Source organism: Bdellovibrio sp. ZAP7 (assembly GCF_006874645.1).
GTDB lineage: Bacteria > Bdellovibrionota > Bdellovibrionia > Bdellovibrionales > Bdellovibrionaceae > Bdellovibrio.
On record NZ_CP030082.1, the window covers coordinates 2,240,447 to 2,256,194 of the forward strand.

Genomic DNA, 15,748 nt, shown 5'->3' on the forward strand with positions numbered 1-15,748 from the left:
AACACTAAGATACCAACTCCAAAAACTAAAACGGCCGCGAGGTGGATCCAGATATGTTTACTAAAATTCATTCTAAATTATAGCGCGGAAATCGACCGCAGCTGCTCGGCTTTTTCGTTAATATTACTTTTGAAAGCAATCTTCTGCTTATCCGTCAGATTTGTCATCACCTGAGTGATCAGCTTTTGCAGATTTTCTTGATACGCCTGATTCGCCACCCGAAATTCCGGCATATCAAATTTATCCGCGGCCGTTGTGTAATCACGAACGAACTTTTTCATCTCCTCCATTGAGTTTTGATGGGTCACGAACTCCGCAAAAATATAAGCTTTGTTTTTAGCTTTAAGTTCTGCCGGGTATGGAGAAGCCTTAACACTTTCTTCGATCATCTGTTTTTGTTCTTTGGTTAAAGATCCTAAAAACATCTCAAAGATATCTTCGTACTTACTGCAATAGTCCTTCTGAAGCTTCGTTACGTTCTGTGCTTTCTCGATATCTTCCTGATTCTTTTTCGCGAAGGATTTTTTGAAATACTCAATCTGTTTCGGCTGAGTGGTCGCAATGAAATCCACGGCCGTCGTAGCAAAGTGCGCATTGATTTGTTCGATGTCTTTAAAGAAAGAACCGAAATAGCCCGCAACCTTGGCATCATTTAAAGTGCCTTGATCGATGTCATTTTGAATTTTATCAATGCGTTCCATCCACTGCGGAAGCAGCGTGGTTTTCATCAGCCCCAGATCTTTCTTGATATCTTTCTTAAGAGCTTTACTTTGCTCAGAGGAGATATCGAAATAGTCATCCACTTTAGAAGCGATATAGGTATCGGCCCAGCGATACGCGATATCCAAACGACTACAACCTGATAAAAGCATCATACCGAGCGACAGAAACAGTAATGTATTCTTCATGCAACCTCTTCCAACAAGGCTATCAAACCCTTGCTGGCAGAGGTTAACAGAGTGAAGGCACCCGACTTTCGCTCTATGCAAAGTGTCGGATCTTCATATTTACGGCCCGACTTTAGAGATGGCTGCGATAATCGGCGTCAGGTCTTTGCAGATCTTCTTCCTCTTCTTTTGCAGAGAAGGACCCTGGTAACTTATCCGCCAAAACATCAAAGCGCTCCACAATGGGCGGGCGAGCCAAAAGGTCTGAGGCACGGGAAATCAAATTTGATGCGACTTTACCTTCCAAGTGCGCACGACGGCCATACTCATCAGGAAAAGCATCAAAGATCGCAAAGGTGGAGGGTCCCATACGACACGCAAACCACGCTGTGGTATTCACTTCTTCTTTTACCAAAGGAAGGGCGTCCCTTAGAAAGTTTTCAAGTTCAAATTCCCGCCCCGGCTTTGCTTCTAAATGAATGTACAGACCCAACGTTGTCATGGGGACCTCCGATAATTCACGATACTTTTTCTGGGAAGTGTCTCCAACTGAAACGATCATGTTTCTAATCAGAAAAAAATCGACTTTTTCCGGATTCTCCCTTCTTAAGTCCAGAGAAACTCCGATAGGTACATCATCGTTCCTTTAAAGAGGAACTCACCAAGGAGTGCAGAATGTTAAAGTTCACAGCAAAGATGACACTAGTAGTAGCAATGTTAGGAATGGGCGCTTGCGCTTACTCTCCTGTAAATGAAGAACCTCGCTCTCCGTCGAGCTATACTGAAGAAAAAGCAGAGACTCCGCGTCCATGGCATTTTCCTTATATTCAAAAAGGAACTTCCCGCGCCGCTGCTTACTACTAATTTGAAATTAAAATTAAGTTTGTGCATAGACCGGATGATCGAAAGACTCCGGTCTTTTTATTTACAGCTATCGACAAAACTCCGCCCTGTCCCAGTTTGAGACATCCCGCCATTCCTCGCCTCCAATTAAATCAGTTTTAAAACGCCGCAAGCTGGTATCAATTTTGAACATAAAGTTTACATGGGAATTTTGCGTTTATTATTTTCAGTAATATTGTGGACTGTTATTCATTCATCTGTCGCCTTAGCTGGCGGAGAAGTCACCCTTTATCAATGGTTGCCGATGGGCCACTTTTCAGCTCCCTTTATTCTTCCTGTAAAATCCGGCGAAACACCGGAGGCCGCAGCGGAACGCTATCTTTCTAATTTGGAAAAACATCCTGATCTGATGGAACTTTTCCAAGGCCAGCGCCCGCAAATGTCAGCGCAAAATCTCACTCCTCTGGATGAGGCCCGTGAAAAACGCGCTCTTTTAATTGCGAACTTACCCAAAGACTATGGAATGAACTCCCAACGTGTGAACAGCTTTAAGCGCATTTTCAAAGAAGGCGGTCACATCAGCTATTTACTTCCTATCAATGCAAATCTGGGTCTGACAGTTGATGAAACTCGCAGTCTATTCACAAAAATTTCTGAAAGCTTTCCGATGATGGTAGCGATGGGTGGAGACGACGTTGACCCAGCTCAATACAAAAAAGATAACATGCATGCCAGAAATACAATCCCCACACGAGATCAATTCGAGGTCTCTCTGATCAAGAATTATGTTGCAAGCGAAAAAGGCTTTTTCTTGGGAGTGTGCCGCGGTTCGCAGATTGCTTCTGTGGCCTTGGGTTATAAACTTGTGCAAGACGTTCCGGTGCAAGTGGGACCAGAACTTCCCCATGGAAATGATTGGCATGAGATTGAAGTTAAAAAAACCACAAATGGAATTTTGTCTGCTCTTTTACCAGAAGGTTCGAACAAGTTGACGGTGAATTCCCTGCATCACCAAGCCGTGCAATTTAAACCCGGCGGTCCTTTGGAACTCGCAGCCACAGCCGCTGATGGAGTCACTGAGGCGACAGAGTTTAAGAATGGTCGAGGTATTTTACTGCAATTCCATCCGGAACTCATGGATAACGAATTAGGCAATAAGATCCTGTGGAAAGTTCTCCAACAAAAGTCGAAAGTCATGCCTGCAAGCTGTTCCAAGGTCTTTTAGCTTAAGGTCCAAATTTCCGCTTAAAATTTGAACAGAACCTCAAATATGCCGATCTCCTACTTACATCTTCAAAAGGTAGGACGTTATGAATATCGGCTTTTGGATGACAGCGCTTGTACTTTCATCTTCTGTAGCAACCACGGTTGCACATGCACAAACTGTTGAAATCAAATGGGCTGGCAGCGAGCATCTTTCCCTGGGTGAAAGTGGGGCCTTCGCGGCTTGCCGCCAACTTGGGATCAGTAAAACAGACTGCCCGGTCACAGATCTTCCCCGTGGTGATAAAAAAATCTCTTTCCGTTATGGCGAAATCTTGATGTCTGCAGACTTTTACAACAGTCCAGACGAATTTTATTCCGACCGTCGTAAAGGCATCAAACACGTGATCAAGTGCACGCACGATGAAATTCATGGCGACAAACCAAAAACTTGCAACAACGTCGCAACGTTTTTCTCGATGCCAAAATACCTGGGTGTGGTGACTAAGAACTACAACCACTTCGGTTGGTACAACATGAAAGACTATGTGAAGTACCACCAGCAAGCGATTGATAAAGCCCTGAAGTCTTACGCTTTGAAAGATTCCAATCCAGAAAAAAGCTTGTTGCTGTACCAACAGGCGATGATCGCAAATGCATACGCCGATCACTATTTGACAGACGCCTTCGCTTCTGGCCACGTACGTGTTCCCCGCGTGCAAGTTGTGGAATGGGCGAAAGCGAACCTTGAAGGATTCCTTAAAAAAAACCGTGGTGACTTAATCACCATGCTTTTGCATGACAACGAGAGCAAAAACCTGAAAACGGGAGTCGAAGAAGCCTTCCCGGTTTCCAATGCTTACGGTGATGAATGGGAAACTCGTGGTGACGGTCACTTGCAAATTGATGAAAATCCATTGGATCCCGTTCGCCTGCATCCAGAACACGCTGTGCGTGAATCTGTGAAAGAAGTTTTGGTGGCAGCTCTTTATGGCGTTGAACCAAAAGGTATTTTCTCCGCCACCTGGATGGTGCCATTTAGCCAGGACATTCCGTTCCATCAAAAATTTACGGCATCTCATCAGCAAATGACGGAAATGGATTTCGTGAATTCGTTTTTTAGAAAACAGCCTTTGATTAAAGCCACTCATGTGGCGCGATATGATTTAGGCCGCTGCCTTAAAGCAATGCCTGATATTTTCGCGGAATTCCGCAAAGCTGTTCGTAAAGACATCCAAACAACTCCAGAGCTTTCTCGACGTTTGCCGGCGCGCTATCTGGAAGCTTTCAGCAACGTCAACTAACACCCCAGCAGCACTTTGTTGCGTTGGCTCGTGACTCCCTGGATGCTATGAGTTAAATCCATAGCATCTTTGTGAGCATCGGCCTTCTGTGGGGGAATTATTAAAAAGCACATCGTTCTTGCATCTTTGGTGTCGGCAGCCCTGGCTGTTACATTGGTTTTTGCTTTGAAATGGTACCAAAACCGCCAGCCTGAGCTGGGTGGTGACTTCCAAGCAAACTACAATGGTTCTTCCTGGAAATTTTCCGACGATCCTAAAAAATTGAACCTTCTGTATTTCGGTTATGCGAAATGCCCTGACGTCTGCCCGATGGCTTTAACTTATACCAGCCAGGCTTTTCAATCTTTGACGGAAAATCAAAAGAAAAACGTTCGCCTGATTTTCATCAGCGTGGATGTCGAACACGACACACCAGCTAACGTAGCTGTTTATGCTCAGAACTTTGATCCGAGCTTCATTGGCCTAAGTGGCACAAAGCAAAACATTGATACCGCGGTCAAAACCTTTGCTGCGAGCTATATCGAGGAAAAAGACACCAAGTCCTATCTGGGATATTCAATCTCCCACACGGACCGCATTTATTTTCTGAACAAGAATGGTATTGTACTTGATACATTACCAAATCCGCGTTCAGCTGATTCTATTGTACAAAAAATTAAGGAGAACCTATGAAGTCTATGATTCTTTCTGCAGTATTGGTCTTGGTTTCTTCTGTCGCATTGGCAGCAGATATCGAATTTTCTAATCCCCACGTTTTTGTTCCCCTAAAAGGCACAAACACTACAGCGGGTTTTGGAACCATCAAAAACACGACAAAATCTGAAGTAACGGTTAAAGTCGTTTCCGCAACTCCATTTAAAGCCGTCGAACTTCATGAGTCTTCTGAAAAGAACGGTCGCATGACGATGTCCAAAATGGAAACGATCAAAATTGCAGCTGGCCAAACTTTCGAACTAAAACCCGGCGGCAATCACATCATGCTTTTCGATGCGACTAAACCCGTTGAAGAAAAACAAACTGTGGCGATCAAATTGCTTGTGAACGACAAAGAGCAAACAGTGAACTTCCCCGTGGTCACTCGCTTGTCTAAAGAAACAAAAACTGAAGACAAAAAAGAAGAACACCACCATCACTAAGAGTGAGCTCGGTCATCACAAACTAAGAAAAGGCAGATCTAAAAAGTCTGCCTTTTTTATTGGATCTAAAAGGTACGGCCTTACTTTCTTCAGGGTACTGGAGGAAGTAAGGCCGTACCTTTTAGAGGGTGGTTTTAAAGCGTTGCCAGCTAAAACCAATCGCGGCCACGGCCATCGCTGCTAAAATCGAAACGTCGAATAGAATGAGGTTTGCGTCCCCGCCTTTTAGCATGATGTTTCTTAAAAGATCGATGTAATAGGTGATCGGGTTTACGTAGGAAAACATGCGCATGGCCCAGGGCATGTTTTCGATGGGGAATGCAAGACCTGACAGAAGCATCGCTGGCAGCAGGAACAGAAATCCCCCCATCATCGACTGCTGTTGGTTCTTCGCCAAAGTGGAAATCATCAAACCAATTCCCACCGTGCAGCAGATGAACATGAACGAAGCAAACATCAAAACCAGCAAACTTCCCCGCATGGGAAGTCCAAAGACAAAAACGGCCACAGCTAAAATCAACGGAATATTACTCATCCCCAAGATCACATAGGGCACTGTCTTACCCATAATGACTTCTTCCGGTTTTACAGGTGCCGCAATCAGAGTTTCAAAAGTGCCAAGTTCTTTTTCTTTCGTGATCGACATGCTGGTTAAAAGAATGGTGATCAAACACACCAGCATACTCATCACACCCGGAACCAGAAATAAAGCCGTCTGCATCGCAGGATTGTAAAGAACCCGAACGTCGAACTCCAATGGATTTTTTAAGCGATCCGTTTGCTTCATTTGCATAACGGCATTTACGTAGCGCTCGATACTTTGCCCGCGCGTGACGTTGGTCGCGTTGATCAAAAGCTGCACCCTGCCCTCGCCCCGTCCGAGGCTGCGATCTAATCCTCCTGGCGGTGCCACCAAGACCGCATCCGCCTCGCCCCCTTGTACTTGAGTGTAAGGATCTGACGAGCTTACCTTGGCCGGAATAAACCATCCTGATGCCAGACAGTCGCGATACAAGTTCATCAACGAAGAATCCGAGGGAGCCCCGAATACACTAAGTCTTATGTTACGCGCCTCAGTCGATAAAGCGGTCGCAAAAATAGTGAGCTGAATACACGGCGCCACGAAAAGTAAAATGCGCATGCGTGGATCGCGCAAAGTCTGCAGCATCTCTTTTTTCATAAAGCCCAACAGAGTTTTCATGGCTCGACGTCCTTTTTAAATTTTCGCGTCGCAACCATCAGCATCATTAGCAACAACAAGCAGAGCATTGCAAGCGAAGGAAGAATTTGCATGAATCCCGCACCTTGTAAAAACAGTTCCCGGCTGATTTTAATAAACCACCGCGCCGGCAGGATCATCGTAAAGTAATAAAAAAACGGCGGCATATGCTCGACCGGAAAAATAAATCCCGATAAAAGCATCGACGGCAAAAGTCCCGAAAGCATCGCAAACTGCATACTGAGCTGCTGACTGCGAGTGAGCACAGAAATAAGCAGGCCCTGCGCAAGATACGTACAAAGAAAAACCAAAGCCGAAAACATGTACAAAATAAAGCTGCCCCGAAAAGGAACCTGAAAAATCAACTTCGACATCATAAAGATGAATAAAACCGAACCCAGGCCCATCACGGCGTAAGGCAGAAGTTTACCAATGATGATTTCTAAGGGGCTGACGGGTGTCCCCAGTAACAACTCCATCGAACCGTTCTCCCATTCGCGCGCCACCGTCAAGGCTGTCAGCAAAATCGATAAGATCGCGATGATCACTGCCGCAAGCCCCGGCACCACAAACCACTGACTGTTCAGTTCCGGATTAAATAGGAATCGGGATTGAATTTCTAATTTCTGACGAAGTTCCACACCAGGAAACTCCCGCATAAGTGCGAGCTGTTGCACTCCTCCTAAATATCCAACCACCGATGCCGCCGAAGAATTATCAGCACCATCAATCAGAATTTGCACGGATGTCTGCCGCGTGGGAGTGAGATCACGCGCAAATTCCGGTTTAATGATAAGTGCGGTCTTGGCAAGCCCACCATCCAAGGCTTCAATCGCATGCGCCGGACTAAAAACATAACGAGGAATAAAATATTTGGAGCTGACAAAGGAATCGATCAAAATCCGGGACTCGGCGGTCTTACTGCCATCAAAAATCGCCAAGGGAATTTTATCCATGTTAAATTCAATCGCGAAACCAAAAAACAAAACCATCACGATCGGCATAAAGAACGCAACCGCTAGTGTGAAGGGATCACGCACGATGTGAAAAATTTCTTTTCTGGTGACGGCCCAAATAGATCCTTGCATCAGCTGGTCCCTTCGACCTGGGCAATAAAGACGTCTTCCAAGGTTACATCTTTAGGATTTTTGTGGGGAAAGGAATACTGCTTTAAATTCACCGCAGAATCCAGTGCAATCAACTCCCCGTCCTTCATCAAAGCAATTCTTCCGCACTGCTCAGCTTCATCCATATAGTGAGTCGTCACAAAGACCGTCTTTCCGCTGGCAGAAAGATCCCCGATCAATCCCCAAAAACGCTGACGAAAGGCAGGACTGACTCCAGCTGTGGGCTCATCCAAGAAAACCACTTGGGGATCATGCAGGACCGAGGCAATAAGACTTACCTGCTGTTTGATCCCGCCGGGTAAATCTCGCACCATGGTTTTTTCACTGCGCTGAAATTTAATGAATTCCAAAAGCTTTTGCTTTTGTTCTTTGAATTTCGCCTCATCGATTTTTCTTAAAGCTGCCGTGAATGCCAGATTTTCTGCAACAGTCATATCGTCGTACAGAGTGAATTTTTGCGACATATAGCCGACTTGCTTTTTTACAGCGATGGAATCAGTGCGCACATCGATTTCACAGACATGGGCTTCACCCTCGGACGGAATCAACAAGCCACACAATACGCGGATCGTGGTGGTCTTGCCTGCACCATTGGCGCCTAAGAAACCAAAAATCTCTCCAGCCTCCACGGCAAAAGAAACATTTTTAACGGCATAGAATTCACCAAACTTGACCGAAAGATTTTTTACTTCCACCGATTTCATGTTTCCGCACCGAACGCTTCTAACGAGGAATCATAGCGCAAAAAAACTTCATCAAAGGTGTCGCAATGTTCTTTTTTTAAAATCGCTTCAGGCTCTCCCTCAAGTAAGGTCTTGCCATCAAATAACAGATGCACATTTTCGCACTTATAAGCTTCATCCATATAAGACGTTGTCACCAATATCGTGATCTTTTCCTGCTCGCGCAGCTCATACAAGAGTTTCCAGAAATCACGGCGACTTAAGGGATCGACACCATTCGTGGGCTCATCTAGGAATAAAACTTTCGGAGAAGCGAGCAAGGCACAGACCAAACCAAGCTTCTTATACATCCCCCCGGATAATTGGGACGCCAAACGTTCTTGAAAACGATCCAGGCGAGTCATCTCTAAAAGTTTACGACTGCGCTCTTGAAATTCTTCTTCATTTAACCCATAAAGAGTTTTAAAAAATTCCAGATGTTCCTGAATACTGAGCTCACCGTACAGGCTTTGGGTTTGCGGCATGTAAGCAAGTTGATGACGTATTTTATCAAATGAAACGACCTGACCCTGGTGCAGATATTCAATTTGCCCCTGATCCGCTTTTAACAATCCCATCAGGTGACGCATTAAAGTTGTTTTGCCTGCGCCCTCGGGACCGATAATTCCATGAACCAAGCCATCCTCGAACTCCATATCGAGTCCTTTCAGGGCTTGGACCTTTTTCATTTTCTTATGAAGATCTTGGACTTTTATTTCCATTCCAGAGTCATTCCGGGTTTCAGAATCCCCTCTTTATTGGCAAAGCGGATCTTAACCCCAAATACCAGGCGCGTTCGTTCATCACGGGTTTGGACATTTTTCGGAGTGAATTCAGCATCAGGATTAATAAACTCAATCACACCGGGAAACTTTTTATCGTCCATCTCAGGAAGAGTCGCTTCGACTTGTTGATTGATTTTTAAAGAAGCAATTTCATCATGAGGTAGATAAAAATAAGCATACACCTCTTCCAAATTCCCGATGGTCACAAGCTTAGCGCCCGGATTCACCATCTCGCCTTCTTCAAAATATTTAGTCAGAACAGTCCCTTTGAGTGGGGAAACTACCTCACACCAGCCCACACGGGTTTCTAAATCATCTTTTTTACTGCGAACTTGGTCATAAGATTCCGCCGAAATATTTCCACTCTTATAAAGGCTCGCACTTCGACGATAAGTGGATTTCGCAAGCTCATAGCTGATCTTGATATCTTCACATGAGAGGGAAACCAGCTTCTGCCCTTTTTCCACGATCATGCCTTCTTTAACGGGCAAGTGGCTGATGACGGCTTGAACTCGCAGAGGCACGTCCACTTTGGTGACTTCAATGGTGCCGGCATAGCGGAAGCTTGTACGAAATAAATATTGGCGAACAAGGAAAGCGACCAGAATCAGAACGACGATGATGACGACGGGAACGATCTTCTTTTTGCTCATGCTTAAAAGGCTAGCACCAAACTATGCAAACACAATCGTGAAAATAAAAAAAAGCCGATGTTACAAACATCGGCTTCTTTATTCTAATTTACTCTAAGAGTTAATTAGTTATTGCCTGGAAAGAACCAGCAAAGAGGTCTTGTACCTACAGCGTCACGAGGAGCGTAGCAAGAGCCTTGTTTGTAGTCTGTGTCAGACAAACGATCGTTGATCGCAACTGGGCACAAAGCACCTTGGAAATATGTATCCAAGCGGCATTGAGTTTTAGGGTGAGAGTCGTCAGTACGACGAACAACAGTTTTATCTGGAGTGTCGAACTTAGGAGCTACTTTATCTTTAGAAAGATCCATGAATAGGTTAGCTACTTGCTGACCAGCTTCAGAGATTCTTTGGCAGATAAGTTGGTCTGCTGTGTTGTGGTATTGAGTTTCGCAAGCTGCTTTAGCAACTGGATCGATAGTCAAACCAGCTACGATAGCTGCGTTGTCGTCTTCAGCGAAGAACAAACGAAGACATTTCAAAGATGCGAAATAGTCAGAAGCACCTTCGTTAGATGCCCATGCACCACCGTACCAAGAATCGATTTTAGGCGCGCCAGCATTGTGGTGACCCATTTCGTGGCAGGCAACCAAAGCCATACCTTCTACACCGATAGTTTTATGACGAGCCAAACCACCGTACATATTAAGGATACGAGTGTTGCCTTGGCGTTGAGCTGAAGCATTCACAGTACCATCTGTCCATAGACGGTTGATTTTCAATTTGTCACCAGCAGCAGTGATTTCTGGTGTATAGATTTTCTCCATACGATCCATAACCATCATGAACTGCTCTTGTGTGATCCCGCCGGTTTGGAACAAACCTACTGGAATATACATAGAGTTCTCTGGTACGAACCCGTGGCAACCTTCTTCTGTGCGTTCTGTGTTGAATGTGAAACCTACTGTTGCGATCAATGCAACTACGGCCAATCCACGACGTAGCGTTGTATTTGTCATGACTACTTCCCCTCCTTGAGTCTAGACGTTGGAAAAATGCTACCCTTAAGTCGCGGACAATTACAAATATAAAACTTTAGTCCTGTCGCATAGCAATAAAAAAGACACCACCCCCTGCGGAGATCGAGTCCTGTTTTTCGAGGACATTCACGAGAACTTTGACCTCACTAAAATGCGAGTAAAGAAATTGGTAAAATACTTCGATAAAGAAACCAACAAGGGAGTCTTGTTTATGAACGGTTTGAAATCGTGGTTTCGTGGCATTCGTGGAAAATTATTGTTCTCTGCCTGTCTGCCTGTTGTTGCATTCACTATGATGACCTTTGTGGCGTTACGTAGCACCAATAAGCTGGGCGATATGCTTAATACTGCCTATACAGATATCGTTCCCAATATGGATGCCTTGGGACAACTTGCGATGCAACGTGCCCGTGTGGGTTACTTCTTTTGGGCTGCGGTAGGTTTGCACGGTGAATCCCGTACTAAGTTCATCAAAAAGACTGAAGACGCATGGCAAGACTTCAAAGAAGCTCAAGAATACTACGAGAAAACTCCATTTGGTGAAGTTGAAGGCAAAAACTATCAAATCGTAAAAGACAATAAAGCAACATTTTATAAAGTAACTGAAGCCCTAACGGAAGCCCTTCGTAAAGACACTCCGGAAGTGGACGAAAAAGTTCGCGCCTCATTAAATGGTGGCGAATGGCACTTATTAGCTCTGCAAGTTCAAAAAATGTCAGAGCAGAACTTTAAATATTACCAAGAGACGGCAACTGAACAAAATGCTCAACAAGTAAAAGATCGCAAAGCTCTGACAGAAATGTTGATCTTAATTGCGGCGATGAGTGTCTTTGCTCTTTTCGGTATCTTAATGTGGATCGCTTACAAGGTTTCTAACACTGTCAGCAGCATTGCAAATAAACTGACGGATTCTGGAAACCAAGTTTCTTCAGCAATCACTCAGCTTTCTGTGGCGGGTCAAACTCTTTCCACGGCGTCTACTGAATCTGCAGCGTCTTTGGAAGAGACAGTTGCTTCCCTAGAAGAGATGTCTTCGATGGTTAAAATGAATTCTGATAACGCCAAACAAGCGGCGACTTTATCTCAGTCCTCAAAAGATTCTGCAGAGGAAGGTCAACGCGAAATGGCTGCTTTGATTCAATCGATGCAGGGTATTTCTCAATCTTCCAAGAAAATCGAAGAGATCATCAATGTAATCGACGATATCGCCTTCCAAACGAATCTTTTGGCACTGAATGCAGCGGTTGAAGCGGCTCGTGCGGGTGAACAGGGTAAAGGGTTCGCCGTGGTTGCTGAAGCCGTGCGCACTTTGGCGCAACGTTCCGCAGTTGCAGCGAAAGACATCTCGACACTTATTAAAGACAGCGTTGAGCAAGTTGAAACCGGTGCAAAAGTCGCCGACCGTTCTGCTGAAGTTTTAAACACAATTGTGACTTCCGTTAAAAAGGTTTCAGACCTTAACAATGAAATCTCGGCAGCAAGTACCGAGCAAACAACTGGTATCTCTCAGATTTCTCAGGCCATGAATCAATTGGATGCGGGCGTTCAAGGCAATGCGGCTTCCTCTGAGGAAATCGCTGCATCATCTGAAGAAATCTCGGCTCAAGCCGATCTTATGAGTAAATTGGTTGCTGACTTAAACCTTGTGGTGACTGGGAACAGTGAAACTCAGGTGGAGCGCTCGGCTGCATCAGCCGCTCCACAAAGAAATGCAAGCGGTGGGAAAGTCGTGCAATTTAAAACAAAGCCGGCACCGACCGCTAAAGCAGCAAAGTCCCCTGCCCCTAAAAAAGCACAAGGCGGCGCAGCAGCCGATATGATCCCTTTTGACGATGAAGGTCCACGGGGCAAAGTCGGCACTACGGACGGCTTTTAATCCGTTGCAGTATTTCTAGATTTCGGGCTATCTTTACGGGGCATGAAAATTCCATTTAACCTGCCCCCGCATAGCCACAATGAAGAGAAATATATTTCTCAAGCCATCGCCAATCGTAAATTATCTGGCGAAGGTGTATTTAATAAAAAAGTCGTTGAGTGGTTTAAAAATCATCTAAAATGTGAAATGGCCGTCATCACTCCAAGCTGTACTTCTGCTTTGGAAATGGCGATGGTTCTTGCAAACATCGGCCCGGGTGACGAAGTCATCTTGCCTTCTTATACATTTACTTCCACAGCTAACGTTATTGCCCTTTATGGTGCTACTCCTGTTTTCGTTGATATTGATCCGAAGACTATGAATATGGATGTGGCGGCTATGGAAAAAGCAATCACTCCCAAAACCAAAGCAGTTATGCCCGTTCATTATGCTGGTATTTCCTGCGAAATGGATCGCATTATGGCTTTATCAGAAAAGCATGGTTTCATCGTCGTGGCCGATGCCGCTCAAGCGATCTTCTCTAATTATAAGGGAAAACCTACGGGAGCCTGGGGTCACATGGCCGCTTACAGCTTTCACGAAACGAAAAACATCGTTTGCGGCGAAGGTGGTGCTTTAGTTATTAATGATAAACGTTTCGTTGAGCGCGCTGAAGTCGTGCGCGACAAAGGCACGAATCGTCAGCAATTCTTAAATGGTCAGGTGGATAAATACACGTGGCAGGATAAGGGTTCTTCGTACCTGCAATCTGAACTGGCCGTCGCTTTCTTATTTGCCCAATTGGAAGAGGGTGAAAAAATCACTTCTCACCGCGTGGCGCACTGGAATCAGTATCATCAAGGTTTTGCTGATTTGGAAAAACAAGGGCATTTGGCTCGCATGCAAGTTCCCGGCGATTGCCAAACGAATGCGCATATCTACTACTTCTTGTGCAAAAACCCTGAAGAGCGCGCAAAACTTTGGTCTTTCCTTAAAGAAAAAGATATTCAGTCAACAACTCACTACGTACCACTTCACTCGGCTCCAGCCGGTCTTAAATATGGCCGGGTTGCGGGTTCCATGAAGGTGACGGATGATTTAGCGAATCGCCTGCTGCGTATGCCGATGTACGAAGATCTTAAAAAAGAAGAAATAGCTTTTGTGATCAATCAAGTTCACGAATTCTATAAAAACCAATAGGATCTTTTGACCATGAAACCAGTCCGACTTCTGCATGCAATACATTCTTTTTCATGGGGCGGACTGGAGCTTTACTCGACAGAACTTATTATTAAACTTCAGGCAACCCATGTTGAACAATGGGTGATGTGCTTTGAAGGATCGCGTATTGCTAAGGAATTAAAATCCGCCGGCGTGCGCACGATTGAAACAACTGGTAAAAAGATTTCCAAAATAGATGAAGCCGGTCTGATTCGCGGAGCTATTCGCAAACACGATATCACTCACCTGCACTCCCATACTCGAATCGATATGTGGGCCGCATGTGTGGCTCGCTGGTTTAATAGCGACATCAAACACGTTTACAATCTGTATATGAATGCCATTCCTAAGCGGGATTTCGTGCACAGAGCTTTATTTCGCCGCGTGGATGCCCTTTGCAGTTCTTCTGAAGACATCTTGAAGGACGTTAAAAAGAACTTTCCGATGGATCCATCAAAGTTAAAACTAGTTCGTTATGGGCGCGATACGGATAAGTTCGTTCCCTCCCCGGCACTTCGTGAACAAATTCGCGAAAAGTTTGCGGTTCAAAAAGATCAAATGGTGATCGGAACACTTTGCCGCATCGATGCGGGCAAGGGCGTTCGCGAACTGGTGGAGTCTTTGGATTATCTGCCTGATGAAGATCTTAAAAAGGTACAAATCTGGGTTATTGGAGATCGCACAGTTTTAGGCCAAAGCGATAAGGGCGAAGTCATTTACGAACCGGATTCTCAGGCTTTATATGATTGGATGCTGGCTCGAGCTGGATCTGAGCGCTTGAAAAATCACTTGCACCATATTTCTTTTCAGCGCGAGTACATTCCCTATATTGATGCTTTGGATATCTTTGCCCTGGCATCTTATAACGAAACTTATTCTTTAAGTGTGATTGATGCGATGATGATGGGAAAACCTGTGATCGGCACTAATGCGGGTGGAACTCCTGAACAAGTCGGCGGCAGCGAGCGTGGAGTTTTAGCAGAACCACGCTCTGGCCAGTCCTTGGCAGACTGTATTCGCTATTACCTTATGCATCCGGATAAAGCGCAAAAACACGGTGAAAAAGGCCGTGACTGGGCTTTGCACAACCATAACTGGCCGAACACTTTGAAACATTTCACTGAGCTTTATCAGAAGCTTTAGTTTCAAATGATTTAGGCTTTAAAAAAGTCCTATCAAGTATTCTGCATTCAGAACTTCGATTGCGACAGATCATATCGTCACAATCATGGGGCAAAAAAACTGCCCTACAGGTCAACGCCCGCCCGCCCCAAACGCAGCGCGGAACCGCAGCGGAAATGAAAATGACAAGTTTGAACGCAAACAGGAAGTCTAAACATTTTTGAACAGGCTTAGAATTAAAGTAAGGGGTTTATTTCAATCGAATTACTTCTTCAAATCAATTCGATCAACATATTTCCAAACAATTTTCTCTCCTGCTTCAGGAATAAGTTTGCTCTCTTCATGATATGCAACCTTCAAAACCTTCCCTTTGTAGGAGTCTTGATTTTTTGCAAGCTCATTACAATCAATTCCTTTAACTAAGGACTTCGGAAGATCTGAACACACTAGTGAAACCCTCTCGTCCTTTGGAACTTTTAAAATAAGGTGAATGTAATCACCCGACTCAACCTTCTCAAAGGCACCTTCAACGGTCATCACTTTGGTGTTAGAAGCAAAAGCAAATGTAGAAATAATCAAGGATGCAATTAGTGTTGTCATACCGACAATATGATCAAGTCATTAAGATACAGTCAACAATCTAAAGATTCAT

17 protein-coding genes are annotated in these 15,748 nt (G+C 44.8%); 8 read left to right on the forward strand and 9 right to left on the reverse strand.

Annotated elements, in window-relative coordinates:
- Nucleotides 1–77 precede the first annotated feature (77 nt).
- Together DOM22_RS10865 and DOM22_RS10870 are read right to left on the reverse strand one after the other, a co-directional pair.
- A complete protein-coding gene (locus tag DOM22_RS10865) occupies nt 78–908 on the reverse strand; it encodes a DUF6279 family lipoprotein (RefSeq protein WP_142700382.1) in 831 nt (276 codons plus the stop codon).
- A gap of 112 nt (nt 909–1,020) precedes the next feature.
- A complete protein-coding gene (locus DOM22_RS10870) occupies nt 1,021–1,389 on the reverse strand; it encodes a putative quinol monooxygenase (protein ID WP_210415614.1) in 369 nt (122 codons plus the stop codon).
- Between the two features lie 173 nt (nt 1,390–1,562).
- On the opposite strand from DOM22_RS10870, the gene DOM22_RS10875 reads away from it, so the two are divergent.
- From DOM22_RS10875 to DOM22_RS10895, 5 genes are all read left to right on the forward strand, one after another.
- Entirely contained in the window at nt 1,563–1,751 is a 189-nt protein-coding gene (locus DOM22_RS10875; protein ID WP_142700384.1) for a hypothetical protein, read from the forward strand.
- 181 nt (nt 1,752–1,932) lie between these two features.
- Complete coding sequence (locus DOM22_RS10880) at nt 1,933–2,955, forward strand: gamma-glutamyl-gamma-aminobutyrate hydrolase family protein (RefSeq protein ID WP_142700386.1); 1,023 nt, start codon at nt 1,933–1,935, stop codon at nt 2,953–2,955.
- 85 nt (nt 2,956–3,040) lie between these two features.
- Entirely contained in the window at nt 3,041–4,237 is a 1,197-nt protein-coding gene (locus tag DOM22_RS10885; RefSeq protein WP_142700388.1) for a hypothetical protein, read from the forward strand.
- A gap of 129 nt (nt 4,238–4,366) precedes the next feature.
- Nucleotides 4,367–4,909: an SCO family protein gene (locus DOM22_RS10890; RefSeq protein ID WP_246845588.1), complete on the forward strand. Its 543-nt coding sequence runs from the start codon at nt 4,367–4,369 to the stop codon at nt 4,907–4,909.
- Nucleotides 4,906–5,373, forward strand: coding sequence for a copper chaperone PCu(A)C (locus DOM22_RS10895; protein WP_142700392.1), 468 nt, complete (start codon nt 4,906–4,908; stop codon nt 5,371–5,373). The genes DOM22_RS10890 and DOM22_RS10895 overlap by 4 nt, the downstream gene beginning before the upstream one ends.
- A gap of 121 nt (nt 5,374–5,494) precedes the next feature.
- Here DOM22_RS10895 and DOM22_RS10900 read toward each other — a convergent pair whose 3' ends face one another.
- The 6 genes from DOM22_RS10900 to DOM22_RS10925 all read right to left on the reverse strand — a co-directional run bounded on the left by DOM22_RS10900 (nt 5,495) and on the right by DOM22_RS10925 (nt 10,877).
- Nucleotides 5,495–6,574 carry an ABC transporter permease gene (locus tag DOM22_RS10900; protein WP_142700393.1) on the reverse strand — a complete coding sequence of 360 codons (1,080 nt, stop codon included), beginning with the start codon at nt 6,572–6,574 and terminating at the stop codon, nt 5,495–5,497.
- A complete protein-coding gene (locus tag DOM22_RS10905) occupies nt 6,571–7,680 on the reverse strand; it encodes an ABC transporter permease (protein ID WP_246845589.1) in 1,110 nt (369 codons plus the stop codon). The genes DOM22_RS10900 and DOM22_RS10905 overlap by 4 nt, the downstream gene beginning before the upstream one ends.
- On the reverse strand, nt 7,680–8,423 hold the full coding sequence (locus tag DOM22_RS10910) for an ABC transporter ATP-binding protein (protein WP_142700397.1): 744 nt from the start codon (nt 8,421–8,423) through the stop codon (nt 7,680–7,682). Before DOM22_RS10910 ends, DOM22_RS10905 begins: the two co-directional genes overlap by 1 nt.
- Nucleotides 8,420–9,163: an ABC transporter ATP-binding protein gene (locus DOM22_RS10915; RefSeq protein WP_142700399.1), complete on the reverse strand. Its 744-nt coding sequence runs from the start codon at nt 9,161–9,163 to the stop codon at nt 8,420–8,422. The genes DOM22_RS10910 and DOM22_RS10915 overlap by 4 nt, the downstream gene beginning before the upstream one ends.
- Nucleotides 9,154–9,879 carry an efflux RND transporter periplasmic adaptor subunit gene (locus DOM22_RS10920; protein ID WP_142700401.1) on the reverse strand — a complete coding sequence of 242 codons (726 nt, stop codon included), beginning with the start codon at nt 9,877–9,879 and terminating at the stop codon, nt 9,154–9,156. The genes DOM22_RS10915 and DOM22_RS10920 overlap by 10 nt, the downstream gene beginning before the upstream one ends.
- A 104-nt stretch (nt 9,880–9,983) precedes the next feature.
- Nucleotides 9,984–10,877, reverse strand: a complete 894-nt coding sequence (locus tag DOM22_RS10925) for a hypothetical protein (RefSeq protein ID WP_246845590.1) — start codon at nt 10,875–10,877, stop codon at nt 9,984–9,986.
- 232 nt (nt 10,878–11,109) lie between these two features.
- Between DOM22_RS10925 and DOM22_RS10930 the strand changes: the two genes are divergently transcribed.
- The 3 genes from DOM22_RS10930 to DOM22_RS10940 are packed head-to-tail and all read left to right on the forward strand — an operon-like array spanning nt 11,110 to nt 15,117.
- Nucleotides 11,110–12,774 (forward strand): methyl-accepting chemotaxis protein, encoded by a 1,665-nt coding sequence (locus DOM22_RS10930; protein WP_142700403.1) that lies wholly within the window; start codon nt 11,110–11,112, stop codon nt 12,772–12,774.
- A 42-nt stretch (nt 12,775–12,816) separates the two neighbouring features.
- Entirely contained in the window at nt 12,817–13,953 is a 1,137-nt protein-coding gene (rffA, locus tag DOM22_RS10935) for a dTDP-4-amino-4,6-dideoxygalactose transaminase (protein WP_142700405.1), read from the forward strand.
- Nucleotides 13,954–13,965: 12 nt separating this feature from the next.
- Nucleotides 13,966–15,117: a glycosyltransferase family 4 protein gene (locus tag DOM22_RS10940; RefSeq protein ID WP_142700407.1), complete on the forward strand. Its 1,152-nt coding sequence runs from the start codon at nt 13,966–13,968 to the stop codon at nt 15,115–15,117.
- A 243-nt stretch (nt 15,118–15,360) separates the two neighbouring features.
- Here the strand turns inward: DOM22_RS10940 and DOM22_RS10945 are convergent, their stop codons facing one another.
- A complete protein-coding gene (locus DOM22_RS10945; protein WP_142700409.1) occupies nt 15,361–15,696 on the reverse strand; it encodes a hypothetical protein in 336 nt (111 codons plus the stop codon).
- Nucleotides 15,697–15,748: the final 52 nt, after the last annotated feature.

What these genes read in the sequence shown, in the direction of transcription:
- DOM22_RS10865 (WP_142700382.1), bottom strand. Translation starts at nt 908, where the DNA reads ATGAAGAATACATTACTGTTTCTGTCGCTCGGTATGATGCTTTTATCA.
- DOM22_RS10870 (WP_210415614.1), bottom strand. Translation starts at nt 1,389, where the DNA reads ATGACAACGTTGGGTCTGTACATTCATTTAGAAGCAAAGCCGGGGCGG.
- DOM22_RS10875 (WP_142700384.1), top strand. Translation starts at nt 1,563, where the DNA reads ATGTTAAAGTTCACAGCAAAGATGACACTAGTAGTAGCAATGTTAGGA.
- DOM22_RS10880 (WP_142700386.1), top strand. Translation starts at nt 1,933, where the DNA reads ATGGGAATTTTGCGTTTATTATTTTCAGTAATATTGTGGACTGTTATT.
- DOM22_RS10885 (WP_142700388.1), top strand. Translation starts at nt 3,041, where the DNA reads ATGAATATCGGCTTTTGGATGACAGCGCTTGTACTTTCATCTTCTGTA.
- DOM22_RS10895 (WP_142700392.1), top strand. Translation starts at nt 4,906, where the DNA reads ATGAAGTCTATGATTCTTTCTGCAGTATTGGTCTTGGTTTCTTCTGTC.
- DOM22_RS10900 (WP_142700393.1), bottom strand. Translation starts at nt 6,574, where the DNA reads ATGAAAACTCTGTTGGGCTTTATGAAAAAAGAGATGCTGCAGACTTTG.
- DOM22_RS10905 (WP_246845589.1), bottom strand. Translation starts at nt 7,680, where the DNA reads ATGCAAGGATCTATTTGGGCCGTCACCAGAAAAGAAATTTTTCACATC.
- DOM22_RS10910 (WP_142700397.1), bottom strand. Translation starts at nt 8,423, where the DNA reads ATGAAATCGGTGGAAGTAAAAAATCTTTCGGTCAAGTTTGGTGAATTC.
- DOM22_RS10915 (WP_142700399.1), bottom strand. Translation starts at nt 9,163, where the DNA reads ATGGAAATAAAAGTCCAAGATCTTCATAAGAAAATGAAAAAGGTCCAA.
- DOM22_RS10920 (WP_142700401.1), bottom strand. Translation starts at nt 9,879, where the DNA reads ATGAGCAAAAAGAAGATCGTTCCCGTCGTCATCATCGTCGTTCTGATT.
- DOM22_RS10925 (WP_246845590.1), bottom strand. Translation starts at nt 10,877, where the DNA reads ATGACAAATACAACGCTACGTCGTGGATTGGCCGTAGTTGCATTGATC.
- DOM22_RS10930 (WP_142700403.1), top strand. Translation starts at nt 11,110, where the DNA reads ATGAACGGTTTGAAATCGTGGTTTCGTGGCATTCGTGGAAAATTATTG.
- rffA (WP_142700405.1), top strand. Translation starts at nt 12,817, where the DNA reads ATGAAAATTCCATTTAACCTGCCCCCGCATAGCCACAATGAAGAGAAA.
- DOM22_RS10940 (WP_142700407.1), top strand. Translation starts at nt 13,966, where the DNA reads ATGAAACCAGTCCGACTTCTGCATGCAATACATTCTTTTTCATGGGGC.
- DOM22_RS10945 (WP_142700409.1), bottom strand. Translation starts at nt 15,696, where the DNA reads ATGACAACACTAATTGCATCCTTGATTATTTCTACATTTGCTTTTGCT.